This is a genomic window from Planococcus sp. MB-3u-03 (assembly GCF_002833405.1).
Classification (GTDB): domain Bacteria; phylum Bacillota; class Bacilli; order Bacillales_A; family Planococcaceae; genus Planococcus.
The window spans coordinates 1,924,257-1,944,273 of the sequence record NZ_CP025135.1 but is presented as its reverse complement, the minus strand read 5'-3'; the positions used below and the strand labels follow the sequence as shown (position 1 = coordinate 1,944,273).

At 49.1% G+C, this 20,017-nt stretch carries 20 protein-coding genes and 3 pseudogenes; 20 read left to right on the top strand and 3 right to left on the bottom strand.

Annotated features, from left to right (window positions below; all coding sequences use genetic code 11):
- The first annotated feature begins 9 nt into the window (after window positions 1–9).
- The 15 genes and pseudogenes from CW734_RS11085 to CW734_RS11020 all read left to right on the top strand — a co-directional run bounded on the left by CW734_RS11085 (window position 10) and on the right by CW734_RS11020 (window position 14,352).
- A complete protein-coding gene (locus tag CW734_RS11085) occupies window positions 10–225 on the top strand; it encodes a helix-turn-helix domain-containing protein (RefSeq protein ID WP_157824154.1) in 216 nt (71 codons plus the stop codon).
- Entirely contained in the window at window positions 155–529 is a 375-nt protein-coding gene (locus tag CW734_RS18480) for a hypothetical protein (RefSeq protein ID WP_198551087.1), read from the top strand. Before CW734_RS11085 ends, CW734_RS18480 begins: the two co-directional genes overlap by 71 nt.
- A gap of 191 nt (window positions 530–720) precedes the next feature.
- Entirely contained in the window at window positions 721–864 is a 144-nt protein-coding gene (locus CW734_RS18310; RefSeq protein WP_157824152.1) for a hypothetical protein, read from the top strand.
- 49 nt (window positions 865–913) lie between these two features.
- Window positions 914–1,492: a CDP-diacylglycerol--glycerol-3-phosphate 3-phosphatidyltransferase gene (pgsA, locus tag CW734_RS11075; protein ID WP_101190498.1), complete on the top strand. Its 579-nt coding sequence runs from the start codon at window positions 914–916 to the stop codon at window positions 1,490–1,492.
- Window positions 1,493–1,516: 24 nt separating this feature from the next.
- Window positions 1,517–2,770 (top strand): competence/damage-inducible protein A, encoded by a 1,254-nt coding sequence (locus CW734_RS11070; RefSeq protein WP_101190497.1) that lies wholly within the window; start codon window positions 1,517–1,519, stop codon window positions 2,768–2,770.
- 175 nt (window positions 2,771–2,945) lie between these two features.
- On the top strand, window positions 2,946–4,013 hold the full coding sequence (gene recA, locus CW734_RS11065) for a recombinase RecA (protein WP_101190496.1): 1,068 nt from the start codon (window positions 2,946–2,948) through the stop codon (window positions 4,011–4,013).
- 228 nt (window positions 4,014–4,241) lie between these two features.
- Complete coding sequence (rny, locus tag CW734_RS11060; RefSeq protein ID WP_058380495.1) at window positions 4,242–5,801, top strand: ribonuclease Y; 1,560 nt, start codon at window positions 4,242–4,244, stop codon at window positions 5,799–5,801.
- A gap of 68 nt (window positions 5,802–5,869) precedes the next feature.
- The gene (locus CW734_RS11055) at window positions 5,870–6,667 is read left to right on the top strand and encodes a TIGR00282 family metallophosphoesterase (RefSeq protein WP_058380496.1); all 798 of its coding nucleotides are present in this window, start codon (window positions 5,870–5,872) and stop codon (window positions 6,665–6,667) included.
- A 229-nt stretch (window positions 6,668–6,896) separates the two neighbouring features.
- A complete protein-coding gene (locus CW734_RS11050) occupies window positions 6,897–7,325 on the top strand; it encodes a YlbF/YmcA family competence regulator (protein WP_058380497.1) in 429 nt (142 codons plus the stop codon).
- Between the two features lie 135 nt (window positions 7,326–7,460).
- Window positions 7,461–9,985 (top strand): annotated as a pseudogene (gene mutS / locus CW734_RS11045) (DNA mismatch repair protein MutS).
- 4 nt (window positions 9,986–9,989) lie between these two features.
- Window positions 9,990–11,832: pseudogene (gene mutL, locus CW734_RS11040) on the top strand (DNA mismatch repair endonuclease MutL).
- A 79-nt stretch (window positions 11,833–11,911) separates the two neighbouring features.
- On the top strand, window positions 11,912–12,832 hold the full coding sequence (locus CW734_RS11035; protein ID WP_101190495.1) for an alpha/beta fold hydrolase: 921 nt from the start codon (window positions 11,912–11,914) through the stop codon (window positions 12,830–12,832).
- On the top strand, window positions 12,825–13,769 hold the full coding sequence (gene miaA / locus CW734_RS11030; protein ID WP_101190494.1) for a tRNA (adenosine(37)-N6)-dimethylallyltransferase MiaA: 945 nt from the start codon (window positions 12,825–12,827) through the stop codon (window positions 13,767–13,769). The genes CW734_RS11035 and miaA overlap by 8 nt, the downstream gene beginning before the upstream one ends.
- A gap of 18 nt (window positions 13,770–13,787) precedes the next feature.
- Complete coding sequence (gene hfq, locus CW734_RS11025) at window positions 13,788–14,012, top strand: RNA chaperone Hfq (RefSeq protein ID WP_058380502.1); 225 nt, start codon at window positions 13,788–13,790, stop codon at window positions 14,010–14,012.
- Window positions 14,013–14,049: 37 nt separating this feature from the next.
- Window positions 14,050–14,352, top strand: a complete 303-nt coding sequence (locus CW734_RS11020) for a rhodanese-like domain-containing protein (RefSeq protein WP_101190493.1) — start codon at window positions 14,050–14,052, stop codon at window positions 14,350–14,352.
- 32 nt (window positions 14,353–14,384) lie between these two features.
- Here the strand turns inward: CW734_RS11020 and CW734_RS11015 are convergent, their stop codons facing one another.
- Window positions 14,385–14,993 (bottom strand): trimeric intracellular cation channel family protein, encoded by a 609-nt coding sequence (locus tag CW734_RS11015; RefSeq protein WP_058380504.1) that lies wholly within the window; start codon window positions 14,991–14,993, stop codon window positions 14,385–14,387.
- Window positions 14,994–15,102: 109 nt separating this feature from the next.
- Here CW734_RS11015 and CW734_RS11010 point away from each other — a divergent pair, with 109 nt between their 5' ends.
- The 5 genes from CW734_RS11010 to CW734_RS10990 all read left to right on the top strand — a co-directional run bounded on the left by CW734_RS11010 (window position 15,103) and on the right by CW734_RS10990 (window position 19,197).
- The gene (locus CW734_RS11010) at window positions 15,103–16,335 is read left to right on the top strand and encodes a methionine gamma-lyase family protein (RefSeq protein WP_101190492.1); all 1,233 of its coding nucleotides are present in this window, start codon (window positions 15,103–15,105) and stop codon (window positions 16,333–16,335) included.
- 115 nt (window positions 16,336–16,450) lie between these two features.
- Window positions 16,451–16,837, top strand: coding sequence for a MerR family transcriptional regulator (locus CW734_RS11005; RefSeq protein WP_058380506.1), 387 nt, complete (start codon window positions 16,451–16,453; stop codon window positions 16,835–16,837).
- A gap of 38 nt (window positions 16,838–16,875) precedes the next feature.
- Window positions 16,876–18,210 carry a type I glutamate--ammonia ligase gene (gene glnA / locus CW734_RS11000; RefSeq protein WP_101190491.1) on the top strand — a complete coding sequence of 445 codons (1,335 nt, stop codon included), beginning with the start codon at window positions 16,876–16,878 and terminating at the stop codon, window positions 18,208–18,210.
- Between the two features lie 192 nt (window positions 18,211–18,402).
- On the top strand, window positions 18,403–18,933 hold the full coding sequence (locus tag CW734_RS10995; protein ID WP_101190490.1) for a hypothetical protein: 531 nt from the start codon (window positions 18,403–18,405) through the stop codon (window positions 18,931–18,933).
- 60 nt (window positions 18,934–18,993) lie between these two features.
- On the top strand, window positions 18,994–19,197 hold the full coding sequence (locus CW734_RS10990; RefSeq protein WP_058380509.1) for a hypothetical protein: 204 nt from the start codon (window positions 18,994–18,996) through the stop codon (window positions 19,195–19,197).
- Between the two features lie 155 nt (window positions 19,198–19,352).
- Here CW734_RS10990 and lexA read toward each other — a convergent pair whose 3' ends face one another.
- Together lexA and CW734_RS20035 are read right to left on the bottom strand one after the other, a co-directional pair.
- On the bottom strand, window positions 19,353–19,652 hold the full coding sequence (lexA, locus tag CW734_RS20040; RefSeq protein WP_442956971.1) for a transcriptional repressor LexA: 300 nt from the start codon (window positions 19,650–19,652) through the stop codon (window positions 19,353–19,355).
- 6 nt (window positions 19,653–19,658) lie between these two features.
- Window positions 19,659–19,958, bottom strand: a pseudogene (locus CW734_RS20035) (transcriptional repressor LexA); the annotation flags it as partial.
- Between the last annotated feature and the right edge of the window lie 59 nt (window positions 19,959–20,017).

Here is a 20,017-nt window from a genome sequence, read left to right as displayed (position 1 = left end):
GTGATGACGATGGGACAATTGGGCACGAAGCTGAAACAGGCAAGGCTGGAACAAGGCTTAAGCTTAGAACAGCTCAATGAGCGGACGAAAATCCAAAAGCATCATTTGGAAGGTATCGAAACAGGGGATTATTCGGCCATCCCTGGCGGTTTTTATGCGTGCATTTATCAAGCGCTATGCACAGGCGGTCGGCATGGACGGCGATGCCCTGTTAAGGGAGCATAAAAGCGAATTGCCGGAAGATGAACCGGAGGCCGTTCCTGCAGAGCATTTAACGCGCAGGCCCGAGAAAAAACGCAGCTCCGGCCCCGTCGCAGAATCTATGCCGAAAGTGTTGGTGGCATTATTTATCGTTTTCATACTATTGGTCATTTGGTATTTCTATCTGCTCAGCACTTCGGGAACGATGTCCAACAAGAAGAAGAAGGCGGCGATGTGGAATACGAGGCTCCGGCTGAACAAACGGAAGAACAACCGGAAGCGGCCGAGGAAGAAGAAGCTCCAGTTGATGAACCGGAAGAACAACTGAAACCCGAAGAGCCACAAGCCCAATTGAACTTGAGAGCGTATCGGGTGAAACCACGACTTATACCTTCACAGGCCCGGCAGACAAGCAGCTTGAATTTGCCGCAAACGGTGAATCCTGGCTGACCGTTTTAAATGATGACGGAGTTGAACTATTAAGCCTCGCCCGTGTTCGAGGCTGGTGAAACAGAAGCTGTGGATGTATCTGATGAAACGAGCGTTTTCATGCGCGTCGGGGATTACGCAATGCTTTCAATTGAACTGAACGGTGAAACGGTGCCGTATGAACAAGAACGAAAACCGCAAAACATCATCATCCGTTTCGATGATGCTGAGTAGCCATCACCCGATGGCTATTTTTCTGCAAGGATTGAAAGGAGAAAAACAAATGAATATTCCAAACCAAATCACCATCTCACGCATTTTGCTCATCCCGATTTTCATGGCTTTCATGCTCATCGATTTCGGCTGGGGAGATATGACGCTCCTCGGGGCAACGCTTCCGGTCGCGCATTTCATCGGCGCATTGATCTTCATTTTCGCGTCCGCCACCGACTGGGTCGACGGCTATTATGCGCGCAAATACAATTTAGTCACGACTTTCGGCAAGTTCTTGGATCCGCTTGCCGATAAACTTCTCGTCTCTGCGGCATTGATCATCTTGGTCGAGCTCGGCTTCGCGCCGGCATGGGTCGTTATCGTCATCATCAGCCGCGAATTTGCCGTCACAGGCTTGCGCTTGGTGCTGGCAGGCGAAGGGGAAGTCGTGGCAGCTGGCAACTTGGGCAAAATCAAGACTGTCACACAACTTTTCGCGATCATTTCGTTATTGCTTTACAATATGATCTTTACTTTGGTCGGAATTCCATTCGGCGAGATCATGCTTTATATCGCTTTGCTGTTTACGGTATGGTCCGGATGGGATTATTTCTATGCCAATCGCAAAGGGCTTATGACATCCAAATAAGCGCCACATGAAAGGAAGACCGCTATGAACGCTGAAATTATCGCAGTTGGCTCGGAGCTCCTGCTCGGCCAAATCACCAATACGAACGCCCGCTTCATTTCGGGGCATCTCGCTGAAATCGGGATCAATGTCTATTACCATACGGTTGTAGGCGACAATCCAGAGCGCTTGAAAGAAACGATCGCTGTCGCAGAATCCCGTGCAGACCTGATCATCTTCTCCGGAGGGCTCGGACCGACGAAAGACGATTTGACAAAACAGACCATCGCCCACCATCTGGGCACGACGCTTTCGATGGACGATTCGGCGATGGAATCGATTGCTGCGTTTTTCGAACGTGCCGGCCGCCCGATGACCGACAACAATAAAAAGCAGGCGCTAGTGCTTGCGGGCAGCGATGTGCTGGTCAATGAAAACGGCATGGCACCGGGAATGATGTATCAAAACGGCGATCATATGTATATGCTGCTGCCTGGGCCGCCGCATGAATTGGAGCCGATGTTCCAGTTCGAGGCGAAACCGAAATTGGTGCGCATGCTCAATGAGGAAAACATCATCCTTTCACATGTGCTGCGTTTTTACGGCATCGGGGAAGCGGAACTTGAAGACCGCCTGCAGGATATTTTGGATAAGCAGACCAACCCGACGATTGCTCCGCTGGCATCCGCAGGTGAAGTCACGCTGCGCATCACGGCAAAAACGGACACCACGGATGAGGCGTGGAAATTGATCGACGGCGCAAAAGAAGAAATCCTGGAGCGCGTCGGCGATTATCTGTATGGCTATGATGATGATTCTCTGGCATCGAAAGCCATCGATTTATTGAAACAGCAAGGCAAAACGGTTTCGGCGGCAGAAAGCTTGACGGCTGGCCTGTTCCAGTCCGAGCTTGCTTCTGTCGCAGGGGCGAGTGCTGTCTTGAATGGCGGCGTTGTCACCTATAACGAACAAATGAAAATCCAGCAGCTCGGCATGACACAAGAATTTTTCAAAGAGCATTCCGTCGTCAGCGAAGAAACGGCTGCAGCGATGGCTTCGGCTGTCCGAGAGAAATTCAATACCGATATCAGCGTCAGTTTGACCGGCGCGGCTGGGCCGGATGCACATGGCGAGGAACCGGCCGGAACGGTATGGATCGGCATCGCGAGCGATGAAGGGACGAAAGCCTATCGCCTTCAGCTGTCAGGAATGAGGAACACAAACCGCATCCGTGCCGTGAAACTGGCCTTGTACTATTTGATACGAACACTGGCAGATGAAGACGCACGCAAAATTTAATTTTGCGTGTTTTTTCATGCCCATTTTGGGGGAATGATAGGATAGCGGCGATCAAATTCGGGAAACATTTATACGAACACGAATAAACGTTCGCTTTTTTCTTGTAAATTTCTCAATAAACTAGTATACTGAAATCAGTTAGAAAAATGTTTTTCACATAAGAGGAGGATTTCTTTTGAGCGATCGTAAAGCAGCGCTGGATATGGCGCTAAAACAAATAGAAAAGCAATTTGGTAAAGGGTCTGTCATGAAATTGGGTGAAAGCACAGGCCATAATGTCTCAACAGTTTCAAGTGGTTCGTTGTCTCTTGACATCGCACTAGGCATAGGCGGATATCCGCGTGGGCGCGTTATCGAGATCTACGGGCCGGAAAGTTCAGGTAAGACAACGGTTTCTCTCCACGCGATTGCAGAAGTCCAGGCTTCAGGCGGGACAGCTGCATTTATCGATGCGGAGCACGCCCTTGACCCGGTGTATGCCAAAGCGCTTGGCGTCGACTTGGATGAACTATTGCTGTCTCAGCCGGATACAGGCGAGCAGGCACTTGAAATCGCAGAAGCGCTCGTGCGCAGCGGCGCGGTAGACATCGTCGTCATCGACTCCGTGGCAGCACTTGTGCCGAAAGCGGAAATCGAAGGCGAAATGGGCGACTCACACGTCGGCCTACAAGCCCGTCTCATGTCACAGGCTCTCCGTAAACTGTCGGGTGCTATCAACAAATCGAACACCATTGCTGTATTTATCAACCAAATCCGAGAAAAAGTCGGCGTTATGTTCGGTAACCCAGAAGTCACGCCGGGCGGACGCGCATTGAAATTCTATTCATCCGTACGCCTAGAAGTACGCCGTGCAGAAGCCTTGAAATCCGGCAACGACATCATTGGTAACCGGACGAAGATCAAAGTCGTCAAAAACAAAGTAGCTCCGCCGTTCCGTACCGCGGAAGTGGACATCATGTATGGACAGGGGATCTCGCGTGAAGGTGAGATTGTCGACCTAGCGGCTGATTTGGATATCGTCCAAAAGAGCGGCTCATGGTACTCCTATAACAACGAACGTGTCGGGCAAGGCCGTGAAAACGCTAAGCAATTCATGCGTGAGCATGAAGACATCCGCAACGAAATCGCAGGAAAAGTCCGTGAACATTACGGCATGACAGCTGCTTCTTATTCAGTCGCTGTTCCGAAAGCTGACAAGAAAGAAGCCGAAGACTTCAACTTGCTTGTCGACGAAGAGGAATAGGGTTCAGCTGAATCTTCATAAAGACTTTCCGTAAAGACTGCGAAGCGAATGCTTCGCAGTCTTTTTACGAGCAAGGGGCGCCGGCTTGGCAGGGTTGACAGGGCATAGGTCCATCTATACAATTAAAATTGTATTATTTACTAATTTTTAAACGATTGATGAAAGACAAAGAGTTATTGATTCATCCTTTGAAAATGTAAAAAATCAATAGCAAGAGGAGGTGTCCGAATGGGTATTACTGAGTTCATCTTCGCTTTGCTTGGTATCATCGTCGGTGTAGTTGTTGGGTATTTTGCATTGAAAAAGGCAAACGATTCCAAAATGGCTGGCGCCAAACATTCCGCAGAGCAAGTCGTCGAAGATGCAAAACGGGAAGCAGAGGCGCTAAAGAAAGAAGCCTTGCTGGAAGCGAAAGACGAAAATCATAAATTGCGTACTGAAGCTGAATCTGAAATTCGCGAACGCCGATCGGAAATGCAGAAACATGAAAATCGGTTGTTGCAAAGAGAAGAAAATTTGGATCGCAAGGATGATGCATTAAACAAACGCGAGGCCGGCCTTGAACGCAAGGATCAGGCTCTTGCCGAAAAACAACAGCATATTGAACAGATGGAGAGCAAAGCTGAGAATTTGGTTCAGCAGCAACAAACCGAAATGGAACGGATTTCATCTTTGACACGCGAAGAAGCGAAAAGCATCATTCTCGAGCAAGTGGAGAATGAATTGTCGACAGACATCGCCGTCATGGTCAAGGAATCGGAAGCCCGTGCCAAAGAAGAATCGGACAAAAAAGCGAAGAACATCTTGTCGCTCGCGATGCAGCGCTTTGCTGCAGACCATGTAGCGGAAACGACTGTTTCCGTGGTCAACTTGCCGAATGACGAGATGAAAGGCCGCATCATCGGGCGTGAAGGACGCAATATCCGGACGCTTGAAACCTTGACCGGCATCGATTTGATTATCGATGACACGCCGGAAGCGGTCATTCTTTCCGGATTTGATCCGATCCGCCGCGAAACGGCGCGTCTGGCACTTGAGAAATTGGTGTCGGACGGCCGCATCCATCCAGCGAGAATCGAAGAAATGGTTGAGAAGTCAAGACGTGAAGTCGATGAACAAATTCGTGAAATTGGGGAACAAACCACATTTGACGTAGGTGTACATAACTTGCATCCAGACTTGATCAAAATACTCGGTCGACTCCGCTACCGCACAAGCTATGGCCAGAACGTCCTGAAACACTCAGTTGAAGTAGCGTTCTTGTCAGGCCTTATGGCAGCAGAGCTTGGAGAAGATGTGACACTCGCAAGACGTGCCGGATTGCTCCACGATATCGGCAAAGCCATCGACCATGAAGTTGAAGGCAGCCATGTGGAAATCGGCGTCGAGCTCGGAACGAAATACAAGGAACATCCAGTCGTCATCAACAGCATCGCTTCCCACCACGGCGACACAGAAGCGACTTCGGTCATTTCGGTCATCGTCGCAGCAGCGGATGCATTATCCGCAGCACGCCCAGGTGCCAGAAGCGAAACGCTCGAGAACTACATCCGCCGGCTTGAAAAGCTGGAAGAGATTTCAGAGTCTTACGAGGGCGTCGAGAAATCGTTCGCCATTCAAGCAGGCCGCGAGATTCGGATCATGGTTCGTCCAGAGCAGATCGACGATATGACAGCGCACCGCCTTGCACGCGATATCCGCAAGCGGATCGAGGAAGAACTGGATTATCCAGGGCATATCAAAGTAACGGTCATCCGCGAAACGCGCGCCGTTGAATACGCAAAATAAAAAAACGAAAAAGGCTTCGTTGAATATCCATTCAAAGAAGCCTTTTTCTTATGGAGAAAGGTGATTGCATGAAAGTTTTATTTATTGGAGACATTGTTGGATCGATCGGAAGAGAGGCCTTGGAATCGTATTTGCCGAGACTGAAGCGCAAATATGCACCGGATGTCGTCATCGCAAACGGCGAGAACGCCGCTGCAGGACGCGGCATTACCAAATCGATTTACCAGGATCTATTGTTCATGGGGGTCGACATGGTGACGATGGGCAACCATACGTGGGACCAAAAAGAAATTTTTGATTTTATCGACGATGTGGATTACTTGATCCGCCCGGCGAACTTTTCGGAAGAGGCACCTGGACGTGGCATGGCAACTGTCACGAAAAACGGCAAAACTTTGTCGGTCATCAATTTGCACGGCCGCGTGTTCCTTCCTGCACATGACGATCCATTCAAGATGGCAGATGAATTGATCGAAGAAGCCAAGCAAGTGTCGCCGCTCGTCTTCGTCGACTTCCATGCGGAAGCGACAAGCGAAAAGATTGCGATGGGCTGGCATTTGGATGGCCGCGCTTCTGTTGTCGTCGGGACGCACACCCATGTCCAAACAGCGGATGCACGCGTCCTCCCTGGCGGAACGGCGTATATTTCGGATGTCGGCATGACCGGCCCGTACGACGAAATCCTTGGCATGAAAAAAGACTCGGTTCTATACCGTTTCAAGACGAATATGCCGACGCGCTTTGAAGTGCCAAAAACAGGCCGTTCGGTCGTCAGCGGATTTTTCACGGAGATTGACGACAATACAGGGAAAGCTTTGAGTTGCGAGAGAATCTATATCAATGAGGATTACCCTTTCCAGGCATGATCCCGATGTCGAATTAACGACAATTGCCCGGACAGCTTGTATCAAGCCCCATCCGTTCAGTATAATGGTTAGAGATGGACGAATGGCTGGCTTGAGACGAAATTCTTGTCGTGCTTAGCGAATTCACTGTACAATCGTAAGCGAAAGTGTTCTGACAGATAAAGAAAATCAAAATACAGTGTCTGATGCCAGCTCTCGGCACCGGACCAGGAAATGGGTGTCTACGGTAATGACTTATACAAAACAACAAATCGTCGATAAAGCGCGTGAAGTAGCGGACATGATCGCTGAAACAGAAGAAGTGGATTTCTTTAAACGTGCAGAAGCACAGATCAATGAAAACCAGCAGATCCGTGAAAAAATCGCCAGCTTGAAAAGCCTTCAAAAACAAGCGGTCAATTTCCAGCACTACGGGAAAGAACGTGCGCTTGAATTGATCGAGAAGAAAATCCAGAAAATCGAAGATGAAATCGACGCTGTGCCGATCGTTCAGGAATTCAAGCAATCACAAAGCGATGTCAACTCGCTATTGCAGATGGTTTCTACGGCGATCGCCAATCAGGTGACGAACAACATCATCACAGATACCGGCGGCGACTTGCTGCGCGGCGAAACAGGATCCAAAGTAAGAAACGATGGCGGCGGAAGCTGCTCATAATCCACAGCGCGGAACGACTTGCGCAGTGATCTTATAGAAACTGAAAGAGCCCAGCTCTTTCAGTTTTTTCGTTTCTCACTGCGAGTTTGTTATAATGGGGAAACGAACAATTGATTGAATGAGAGAGGGTAGACAATGGCACCGACACCAATGATCCAACAATATTTGCAAGTGAAATCCGAGTACCAGGATGCGTTCCTGTTTTTCCGTTTGGGCGATTTTTATGAAATGTTCTACGACGACGCCATCAAAGCATCCCAGCTGCTAGAAATCACATTGACGAGCCGCGGCGGAAACGGGGATGACCGCATTCCGATGTGTGGAGTTCCTCATCATTCCGCGAAAAACTATATCGACCAGCTGATCCAAAAAGGACATAAAGTTGCGGTATGTGAACAAGTGGAAGATCCGAAAATGACTAAAGGCGTAGTGAAGCGCGAAGTGGTCCGGCTGATCACGCCTGGGACACACACCGAAGGCAAAAGCGTCGATGCCAAGGCGAATAATTTCATTGCGGCGGCCGATGAAGTGGCAGGCGGTTTCGGCCTTGCGTATTTGGACATCTCCACGGGTGAATCGACCGCCACATACATAGCAGGCAACGAAAAAGCATTGCTTAATGAACTCCAGGCGCTGCATATCCGCGAATTGGTCGTCTCCGAGCAATTGCGCTTATTGCTCGCAGAAGAAGACCAGCAACTCATTTTGTCAGTCGAGCATATAGAAGCGCCGTTTACGGCGGAACCGGCCTTGTTCGCCAACTGCCCAAGCGAGCTGGAAATATGCGGCAAGCGATTGCTTGCCTATATCGCAGCGACCCAAAAGCAATCGCTCGGCCATATCCAGCCCTTCGCATTCCGTGAAAATGCCCGCATCCTGGGCATTGATTATTACTCGAAACGTAATCTTGAGTTGATAGAATCCATTCGAGGCGGAGACAATAAAGGCACGTTATTATGGCTATTGGACGAAACGGTCACGGCCATGGGCAGCCGCAAGTTAAAGCAATGGCTTCATCAGCCCTTGGCGGACCGCTTTGCAATCGAAGCACGGCAACAAATGGTCGAAGCTTTAATGGACCGCTATTTCGTGCGAGTGGAATTGCAGCAATTATTGAAACAAGTGTATGACTTGGAGCGTTTGTCTGGACGTGTGGCATTCGGCAGCGCGAGCGGGCGGGATTTGGCGCAGCTGCGCAATTCCTTGGAGAAGATTCCAGAACTCGTACGCGAGCTTGAAGATTCAGGCCACGCCTCGCTCGAGCAATTCAGCGCCGGTTTGGATCCTTGCCCGGAAGTATGCGAGTTGCTGGCAGCGATCAGCGACAATCCGCCACTATCCGCCAAAGAAGGCGGCATCATCCGCGACGGCTTTAACGCGCAATTGGATGAATACCGGGACGCTTCACGAAACGGCAAGGATTGGATTGCGGAACTCGAGCAAAAAGAACGGGCCAAAACCGGAATTCGATCGTTGAAGATCGGCTATAACCGGATTTTCGGCTATTATATTGAAATTTCAAAAGCCAATATGCATTTGGCGGACCTTGAACGATACGAAAGAAAACAGACCTTGGCAAACGCAGAGCGCTATATTACGCCGGAATTGAAAGAAAAGAAACTTTGATTTTAACGGCTGAAGAAAAGAGCCTGACACTGGAATACGAATTATTCGTCAGCGTGCGCGAGCAAGTAAAGGAATACATTTCACGCATCCAGCAATTGGCTTCGAAAGTCAGCGCGCTCGACGTCTATATTAGCTTTTCGGAAGTCGCGGAAAAATACCGCTTCACGAAACCGGCCTTTAATGACGGGCGGAAAATTTCGATCCGCGAAGGCCGCCATCCGGTCGTTGAGAAAATGCTCAATAAACAGCATTATGTACCGAACGACTGTGAACTCAGCGACGACGGCAATATGCTATTGATCACAGGCCCGAACATGTCCGGGAAAAGCACTTATATGCGCCAAGTCGCTTTGACGATCGTGCTGGCACAGATCGGCAGCTACGTCCCGGCGGCTTCTGCGGAATTGCCGATTGTCGACCAGATCTTCACGCGCATCGGTGCTGCGGATGATCTTGTCTCCGGCCAAAGTACATTCATGGTCGAGATGATGGAATCGCAATACGCCATCACCCATGCGACAGAACGCAGTTTGTTGTTATTCGATGAAATCGGCCGCGGCACCTCCACTTATGACGGCATGGCGTTGGCACAGTCGATGATTGAATACATCCATGAACAGATCGGCGCCAATACTTTGTTCTCGACGCATTACCACGAATTGACGGCTTTGGAAGAAACATTGCCGAAGCTGAGCAATGTCCATGTCTCGGCAATGGAGCAATCCGGAAAAGTCGTCTTTTTGCATAAAGTGAAACGCGGGCCGGCCGATAAGAGCTACGGCGTCCATGTGGCGGAACTGGCCAATTTGCCCGAAGCGATTTTGCGCCGTGCGCGCGAATTATTGCTTAGTTTTGAGGCGGATAACCATAAAACGCAACAGCAGGCAGAGCAATTATCGTTTTTTGATGAACGCGATACGGTGAACGAAGAAGTGCTGCAATCCATCAAAGATGCATCGATTTCACGCATGACGCCGCTTGAAGCATTGCAGCTAATCAACGACTTGCAGGAGAAAATAAGCGGAGGAGGCTGATCCCATGGGCAAAATCCGGTTGATGGACGAACCGCTGTCCAATAAAATCGCGGCAGGGGAAGTCGTCGAACGCCCGACTTCTGTCGTCAAGGAATTGGTGGAAAATGCAATCGATGCCGGCAGCACGGCTATAGAAGTGCTCTTGCAGGAAGCAGGGCTGACATCGATACAAATTATCGATAACGGGGCGGGGATGGACGAAGAAGATGCGTTATTGTCTTTTTCTAGACATGCCACGAGCAAAATCGAGAATGAACATGATCTGTTCCGCATCCGCACGCTCGGCTTCCGCGGGGAGGCGCTGGCAAGTATCGCCTCCGTCTCGAAAGTGGTGTTGCACACGTCCGACGGAGCGACAGGAACCCACCTGGAAATTGAAGGGGGGCGACTCATTGAACAGCGTGCAGGGGCATTGCGGCAAGGGACGGATATCCGCATCGGCCAGTTGTTTTTCAATACGCCTGCAAGGTTGAAGTACATGAAAACCTTGCAGACGGAACTCGGGCATACGATTGATTTGATGAACCGTTTCGCGCTCAGTTATCCAGGGATTTCATTCCGCTTGGTCCATGACGGCAAGCAATTGCTGCAGACAGCGGGCAGCGGTGAGATCCGCCGTGTGCTGGCGGATATTTACGGAGGCCATCGCCAAGAAAATGGTCGCTTTTGAAGGCGAATCTCCTGATTACCAAATCGAAGGCTTTGCCTCACTTCCTGAAATTACGCGCGCCAATAAAAATTACATCTCGTTGTTCGTCAATGGCCGCTGGGTCAAGCATTACGCCATCGCCAATACGGTGCATAAGGCGTACCATACTTTCCTGCCGCTTGAGCGCCAGCCGATTGTCGTCTTGAACATTAAAGGGGACCCCTATTTGACCGATGTCAACGTGCATCCTTCGAAACAGCAAATCCGGCTGAGCAAAGAAAAGGAATTGCTCGAACTGGTCCATGACACGATTCGACGTGCCATCCAGACCGCCGTGCGTGCGCCGGTCATCGAAAAGCCGAAGCCGGCCAAGCAGGCGCCGAGCAGGCAATTGGATTTGTGGAAGCGCCCCGTTGAAGAAACGGTGCGCCATCAACCGGAACCCTTGTCATCGATGGATTGGAAACAGGATAAGCTGCAGGAACGGGTCGAAGAATTCCATCTGGAGCCTAGGCTTGAACCAGTCAATGAACAGGCCCAGGAACCGGTCGAAGACGTGCAGGGGCCTTTTGATGAACCCGAAAGCCGTCAAGCTCTTGACGATAGTCCGCAATTTCCGGAACTTGAAGTAGTCGGCCAGATCCACGGGACCTATATTGTGGCGCAAAGCTCGGACGGCTTTTATTTGGTCGACCAGCACGCTGCACAAGAACGCATCAAGTATGAATTTTTCCGCGAAAAAGTCGGCGATATCGATTCGAATGAACGGCAGTCACTGCTTTTGCCGTTAACCTTCCATTACAGCCGTGACGAAGCGCTGCATTTGAAAGAGCAATTGAATGCTTTGGAAGAAAGCGGCGTGTTCCTTGAGGAATTTGGCGATACGACTTTCATTGTACGGGAATACCCGACCTGGTTCCCGAAAGGCTTTGAACAGGAAGTCATCGAGGATTTAATTGAACAAGTGTTAGCCGAGCGCAGGATCGATATCAAGAAACTGCGTGAAGATGCGGCCATCATGATGAGCTGCAAACGTTCAATCAAAGCGAACCACTTTCTGCAAAAGCATGATATGGAACGTCTACTGGCTGATTTGAAAAATGCGGAACAGCCATTCACTTGCCCCCACGGACGTCCGGTTATCATTCATTTCAAAACTTACGACATCGAAAAAATGTTCAAGCGCGTAATGAATTGAGTGCCAGTGCTTACCTGTGTGTGCTGAAGGGAATGGTAGAAGATGCTTCATTATAAGATTAGAGAAAGGAAGTGGATCAATGGACATGACAAGTTCATTCGTTCGGGTATCGGATGGCCACGAACTCCACTGCAGCTTGCATAGGGCGGAAAATCCGAAAGGCCATGTGCATATTATCCACGGAATGGCTGAACATAGCGGCCGCTACCAAGATTTTATCCATTTACTTAACGAACAAGGATTTACAGTGTCAGCGCATGACCAAAGAGGGCACGGCAAAACAGCGGAACACAATGGTTCAGCTGGGTACTTTGCGGAAAACGAGGGCTTCTTGCGCGTCGTCGAAGATGCACACGAAGCTATTGTTCATGCACAAGAAGAAATTGGCAAGCTGCCATTCACGCTGATCGGCCATTCGATGGGATCGTTTGTCGCCAGGCGCTATTTGCAGCGTTATGGAAAGCAAGTGGACTGCGCTGTGCTGTCTGGTACCGGAGGGCATCCTGGATTTTCATTGTCTGCAGGCATCGCTGTCGCGAAGAGCTTTAGCAGACTCGAAGGGAAATCAAAGATCAACCCGTTTCTCGGGAAGTTGATCTTCGGCAGTTACAATAAAGATTTTCTGGATGAAAAATCCAAGTTTTCCTGGTTGAGCCGCAATAGAGAAACAGTCGCACAATACGAAGCGGATCCGTGGTGCGGATTTGAAATGGCCAATCAATTTTATGTCGACTTGTTCGAAGGCTTAGGGATCATTCATCAAATGGATGAAGTCAGGCGAATTCCCAAAAATCTCCCCGTCTTGTTCATCAGCGGATCGATGGACCCGGTCGGCGCAAAAGGCAGCGGCGTATTCGAAGCGGCGGCCCAATTTGATAAAGCAGGCATCGAAAACGTGAAAGTCTATATGGCAGAAGAAGGCCGCCACGAAGTGCTGCAAGAGTTGAACGCTGAAACGTACCAGCAAGTCATTGTCGATTGGATAAATGATTATGGTTGAAGTGATCGCCATTGTCGGCCCGACTGCTTCCGGCAAGACCGCACTTAGCATCGAACTCGCCAAACGTTTGAATGGAGAGATCATCAACGGGGATTCAATGCAGGTTTATCGAGGAATGGATATCGGCACGGCTAAAATCCGGCCGGAGGAGATGGACGGTATCCCGCATCACTTGCTCGACATTCGGGACCCGGACGAATCGTTTTCAGTTGCCGAATACCAATCGCTGGTCCGCGAGAAGATTGCGGAAATCCAACAGCGCGGCAAGCTTCCGATCATCGTCGGTGGGACGGGGCTATATGTCCAATCGGTGCTGTTCGATTACCGCTTCTCCAAGCAGCAAGTCGATGAAGAACTCAGGCACGCGTTGCAAGCTGAGCTCGAACACCTTGGGCCCGAGGCGATGCACAGCAAATTAATGGCCTTGGATCCGGACATCGACATCCACCCGAACAATACACGGCGCGTCCTGCGTGCACTGGAAATTTTATTGAGCGGCGAGGAAAAAGAGGACGGCAGTCTGGCAAGGACGCCGATGTATGATGAATTGATCATCGGCCTCGACGTTCCGAGGGCTAAACTGTATGAGCGCATCGATAGCCGCGTCGACGGGATGATGGAATCGGGATTGTTGGATGAAGTCCGGCGCTTGTATGACAGCGGTCTGCGTGATGTCCAGTCCATTAAAGCGATCGGCTATAAGGAATTGTATGCATATTTCGATGGCATGTATTCATTGGAAGAGGCGGTTGCGAAACTGAAACGCAATTCAAGACAATACGCCAAGCGTCAATTTACATATTTCCGCAATAAAATGCCGATTCTTTGGCTGGATGCGACAGCAGATCCAGAAAACAATTTGGGAGAAATTATGCGTTTCTGGCAGGAAAACGACCGGAATCGTCGAATTGAACAAATGGCCAAAACTATACGCTAGAGAAACAGGGGGAGTTCCATGAAACCGGTTAATATCCAAGATGTATATTTAAACCAGCTGCGCAAAAACAATATATTCGTTACGGTGTTTTTGCTGAACGGCTTCCAATTGAAAGGCACCATCAAATCCTACGATAATTTCACGGTACTCGTGGAGACGGAAGGCAAGCAGCAATTGATCTACAAGCATGCCATTTCGACTTTTTCACCGGCAAAACCGGTGTCGATCGAACATCAGGAGTAAGTGGGGCAATTGCACAGCAAGATAGGAGGGGCAGCGGATGAAATCAATCAGCACAGATGAACTGAACCAGAAAGTCGATGCTGGAGACGAACTCCACATCATTGATGTTCGCGAGAAAGATGAAGTGGCTGCCGGCATGATTCCAGGAGCCCGGCACATTCCACTCGGTGAATTGCCGGAGCGCACCGAGGAATTGGATTCCTCGAAACAGTACTATGTCGTCTGCCAGGCAGGTGGCCGCAGCGCAAAAGCTGCAGAATACTTGGAATCGAACGGATTCCATTCAGTCAATGTCGACGGCGGCATGTCGTCATGGCGCGGCGTTACAGTTTACGGATGAGAAAAAGCCGATCGGCAATTGCCGGTCGGCTTTTATGATGTGGTGAGTATTTTTCGTGTCGGCAATTTCCACTTATACGTATAGGATAAGATCCTCAGCGATGTAATAGCCAAAAACAAGGCGTAAAGCATAAAATCGGTTCGGATAACATCAATGCTGATCAACAATCCTGCGATTGCTGCCCAAACAGCATATATTTCCGCCTTCAACACCAAAGGCTTTCTTCCCGCGAGAAGATCCCGCACCATGCCGCCGCCTGACCCTGTCAACACTGCAGCCACAACAGCTGCATAGACCGGCAACCCTAATTCGACCGCAAATAAAGCGCCTTGTACCGCGAATGCGGACAAGCCGATCGCATCGAAGAAATGGCCCCAGCGATTCCAATGGCCGAGTGTCTTATGCGGGAACAAGAACACGATTGTAATGGAGATGAGCGCTAATTGGAACATGAATTCCTGTTCCCATAGAGCGGATACGGGCACCCCAATCAATAGATTGCGGATGGCTCCGCCGCCGAATGCGGTAACGACGCCAAGCAGATAGACGCCGAAAATATCGTATTCCTCTTCCATGGCGATGATTGCCCCGGATACCGCGAAAGCAATGGTCCCGATGGCGCTTAGTACTTCCCAAGCCATTATTCGACGCCCTCCTTAACTTAAACAACTCTATGAATTGTAGCAGAATTGAAGTCATTTTCAAATAGCCTAATGAGCAATCAACCACCGAAGAGAAATGGAGATTCCTATGTATAACCTAATCAAAAAGACAGAAGATATGATTCGACCGCAATTAGAAGCGGCAGATTACATCGCATTGCAAAATCAGCAGAAAGTGCTTGAAGCCTTCCATCGCCAGAAAGTGAGCGACCATCACTTCCACCCTTCTACAGGCTACGGATATGATAACGAAGGCAGAGATACATTGGAGCGTGTCTATGCCGATGTGTTTAAAGCGCAAGCGGCGCTTGTCCGCCCGCAGATCATTTCAGGCACGCACGCCATTACCATTTCACTGTTCGGGATTTTGCGGCCAGGGGATGAACTATTGTATATCACAGGCCAGCCCTATGACACGCTCGCTTCGATCGTCTCGGGTGGAGATGAGGATACAGGTTCCCTCAAGGATTTTGATATTTCCTACCGGCACGTAGAACTGGACGAACAGCATCAAGTGGATTGGCCGTCTGTTGAACAAGCCATCGCAGACAATACCAAAATGATTGCGATTCAGCGTTCGAGAGGGTATGATAACCGGCCTTCTTTCACCATCAGCGAAATCAAGGGCATGGTCGAAAAAATCCGGGAAATCAAGCCGGATGCTGTCATATTCGTCGACAATTGCTACGGCGAGTTCGTAGAAACCGAAGAGCCAATTGAAGCGGGTGCAGATCTCATAGCCGGCTCTTTAATCAAGAATCCGGGAGGCGGCCTTGCCAAAATCGGCGGATACATCGCTGGCAAACGCACTTTTGTTGAAAAATGCGCTTATCGGATGACCTCTCCGGGTATAGGAGGGGAGGCTGGAGCTTCTCTCAATGCGCTCGCTGACATGTATCAAGGATTTTTCATGGCTCCACATATCGTGTCACAAGCCTTGAAAGGGGCGGTTTTCACCGCAGCTCTGTTGGAGACGGCCGGTATGAAAACCAGCCCTCATTATAGTGCGGCACGGACAGACCTGATCCAGTCGGTTTCATTCCAGACGGCTGAACAGATGGTGGCGTTTTGCCGTGCGATCCAAGCGAATTCCCCGGTCAATGCACAGTTTCTGCCCGAGCCTGCTTATATGCCGGGCTACGAAGATGATGTCATCATGGCAGCCGGTACCTTTGTTCAAGGCGCTAGCATCGAATTGACGGCTGACGGGCCGATCCGGTCGCCATTTACCGCATTTGTCCAAGGCGGATTGACTTATGAACATGTGAAGCTGGCGGTCGTCAATGCATTGCAAGCTCTGGAGAAAGAACAATTGCTATAATTGCTTTTCAAAACAATGTGCAAAAAATCATGTCAGAAAATCTAACATCTGTTTGACAAATAACCTGACATGTAATAAACTGAAAATGTAGTAATTAGTGAAATGGGTGAAACTTATGACAAATCGGGTTCGCCGCACCATGCCCATTCTCCCGATCAGCATCGTAATGCAACTGACGGATTTGACAGCACGGCAAATACGCTATTACGAAGAGCAAAAGCTGATCAGTCCGGCCAGGACAGAAGGCAATAAGCGCATGTTTTCATTAAATGATGTCGATGCGCTGCTCGAGATCAAGGATTATCTGGAGCAGGGACTCAATGTTGCAGGCATCAGAAAACTGTACGAAACAAAAGAGATGCCGCTTAACGATCAAGCCGAGCCGAAGACATTGAGCGATGCAGAACTCCGCAGCTTGCTGCGCGAGGAGATGAAGCATCAGGCGCGGCCGTTCAGCCAGGCATCCCAACGACACGGTGATTTATCCCGTTTCTTTAAATAAGCGGGCTACATAATATAACCTAGGAGAGTGAACAGTACATGAGCAAGTATTCAAAAGAAGACATTATTCGTTTGGTAAAAGAAGAAGACGTCAATTTTATCCGCCTGCAATTCACCGACATTCTCGGCGTTATCAAAAACGTAGAAATCCCAACATCCCAGCTTGAAAAAGCACTCGACAACAAAATGATGTTTGATGGATCTTCAATCGACGGCTTCGTCCGCATCGAAGAATCCGATATGTATTTGTTCCCAGACCTTGATACATGGGTTGTATTCCCATGGATTACAGGAAAAGGAAAAGTTGCACGTCTGATCTGCGATATTTATAATGCAGACGGAACGCCATTTGCTGGCGACCCACGTACAAACTTGAAGCGTGTCTTGAAAGAGATGGAAGAACTTGGATTCACTCATTTCAACCTAGGGCCAGAGCCGGAATTCTTCCTGTTCAAACTTGATGAAAGAGGCGAACCGTCTCTTGAGCTGAATGACCACGGTGGCTATTTTGACTTGGCACCGATGGACCTTGGCGAAAACTGCCGACGCGATATCGTGCTTGAGCTGGAGGAAATGGGCTTTGAAATCGAAGCATCCCACCACGAAGTAGCGCCAGGACAGCATGAAATTGACTTTAAATATGCAGATGCCATCAAAGCGTGTGATGATATCCAAACGTTTAAATTGGTTGTTAAAACGATTGCCCGTAAACACGGCCTTCACGCAACATTCATGCCGAAACCATTGTTCGGCGTCAACGGATCGGGCATGCACATGAACGTTTCCTTGTTCAAAGGCAACGAAAATGCTTTCCTTGACGAAGACGGCGACATGAAGTTGAGCAAAACAGCGTACCAATTCTTGGCTGGCATTATTGAGCACGCTAAAGGATTTACCGCTGTGACAAACCCGACAGTCAACTCTTACAAGCGTTTGGTTCCTGGTTATGAAGCACCTTGCTATATCGCTTGGTCTGGCCAGAACCGCAGCCCGTTGATCCGCATCCCTGCTTCACGCGGTTTGTCTACGCGCGTAGAAGTGCGTTCTGTTGACCCTGCTGCGAATCCTTACTTGGCAATGGCTGTACTGCTCGGCGCTGGCCTTGATGGCATCAAGCGTGACTTGACTCCGCCAAAAGCTGTTGACCGCAATATCTATGCGATGAACCGCAAAGAACGCAAAGAAGTCGGCATTGAAGATCTGCCAGGCACATTGTATGCAGCGCTTGACGAGTTGCAAAACGATGAAGTCATGACAAAAGCGCTCGGTTCACACATTTTGAATAACTTCGTGGAAGCGAAGGAAATCGAATGGGATATGTTTAGAACTAGCGTCCACCCATGGGAGCGCGAGCAATACCTGAAAATGTATTAATAGAAAAAAACCGGAGCCCAGCGCTCCGGTTTTTTTTATGATTGATAATGACTTAGGCCATACGGTAAAAAGTATAAGGCGAACTCAAGGGAAACTGTCTAAAGATTGTGCCCTTTCACACATACGCTGAGCGGTGAAAACGTGGTAAGATTTTACTTATATGAAAGAACTTTTAATATCTGGAGGGATAAAATGCGGTTTATGAATGTCATCATCGTATTTCTTATTGCCTTTTCGTTCGCGGGAATCGCCTTGTATGCAGTGGGGCCGAATCTATCGTCGGAGGCAGTAGCGCAAAAAGCATTTGAAGAACTCGAGCAAAGCGGTAAGATGGAGGAAATGGTACAGCAAATCGAAGCGGACCCAGAAGTCAGCCGCTATATGGAAGAATGGCAGTCGCAACAAGTGATTCCAGAAGAAGCGCAAGACAGCGGGATGGACGAGCAGTTTGAAGAGGGTACCATCGATGAAGGGGATTCTATTGAAGTTGACCCGCCACAAGTGCCGGAAGAGCAGGAGTTAGCTTTTGAGACTAAAGAGGATGCAGCCAGTGTCATGATGGAAAAAGTCGGTTTCCGTAACTTGCTGAAAATGAAGGATGCAGTCGAAAATGATACGATGACGGCTGAACAGGTAATGGATGAACTCGATGATGATTTGAATGAGGAAGAAATGCTTGCCTTGAAAGTGATGATCTTCAAGGAATGGCAAAACCGAAACTAGAAGATAGTTTGTGCTACACTAATATATGCATTTCCATTCATTTCGAAGGGAGGAATCTCGGTGAAAACGTTTCAAGTAGAATTCTTCTTTGATCAAGGAAATACCATCGTGCATACAGTAAAAGCGATCGACAAGGAGTCGGCCATAAGCCAAGTGCCATCAAATGGCACCTATGAATTGACGGACGAAGCGAATGGCAAGATTTACCGCATCACCATCAACTTGGTCAAATACATCGTCGTGACAGAAACGCAAGCTAATTAAAAGACAATAAAAGCAGCTGGAGAGATTCATCTCCGGCTGCTTTTCCATCATTAGGATTACATAAGATGATTATGAAGCGGAAAAAACCATAGAAAAAAGGAGGAAGTCATGCTTTCCTCCTTTTTTCTATGGCTTCTTGTATTGAAGCAAGCTGCTTAATGGATTTGGCGGTAGACACCGACGACTTTCCCGAGAATGCTCACCTGGTCGACGATAATCGGATCCATCGATGAATTTTCGGGTTGCAGGCGGAAGTAATTGTCTTCACGGAAGAATCGTTTGACCGTTGCTTCATTTTCCTCGGTCATGGCGACAACGATGTCCCCGTTATCCGCAGTCTGCTGTTGCTTGACGACGACATAATCGCCATTCAGGATACCGGCTTCGATCATACTTTCACCCATGATCTCCAGCATGAAGATATGGTCTTCTTCCGTTCCGTATTTTTTCGTCAGCTTGAATTATTCTTCGACGTTTTCTATTGCAGTGTTCTGCATGCCCGCTGTGCCTTTCCCGTTTTGCTGCACATGGTGGACAGGGCTCTTATCGATGAGCGCTTCTTCCGAACCGATGATTTCGATGGCTCTTGGTTTGGTTGGGTCGCGGCGGATTAGCCCTTTGCTTTCGAGTCTCGCTAGATGGCCGTGGACAGTTGAACTGGATGCAAGGCCGACCGCTTCCGCCAATCTCCCGGACGGAGGGTGGATAGCCTTTGCACGGACTTCATCTTTTATGAAATTCAGGATGTCTTCCTGACGCTTAGATACTTTTTCACCAGTTTCACCTCTTTATAGGATTTATTCAAGATTAACTATCTATA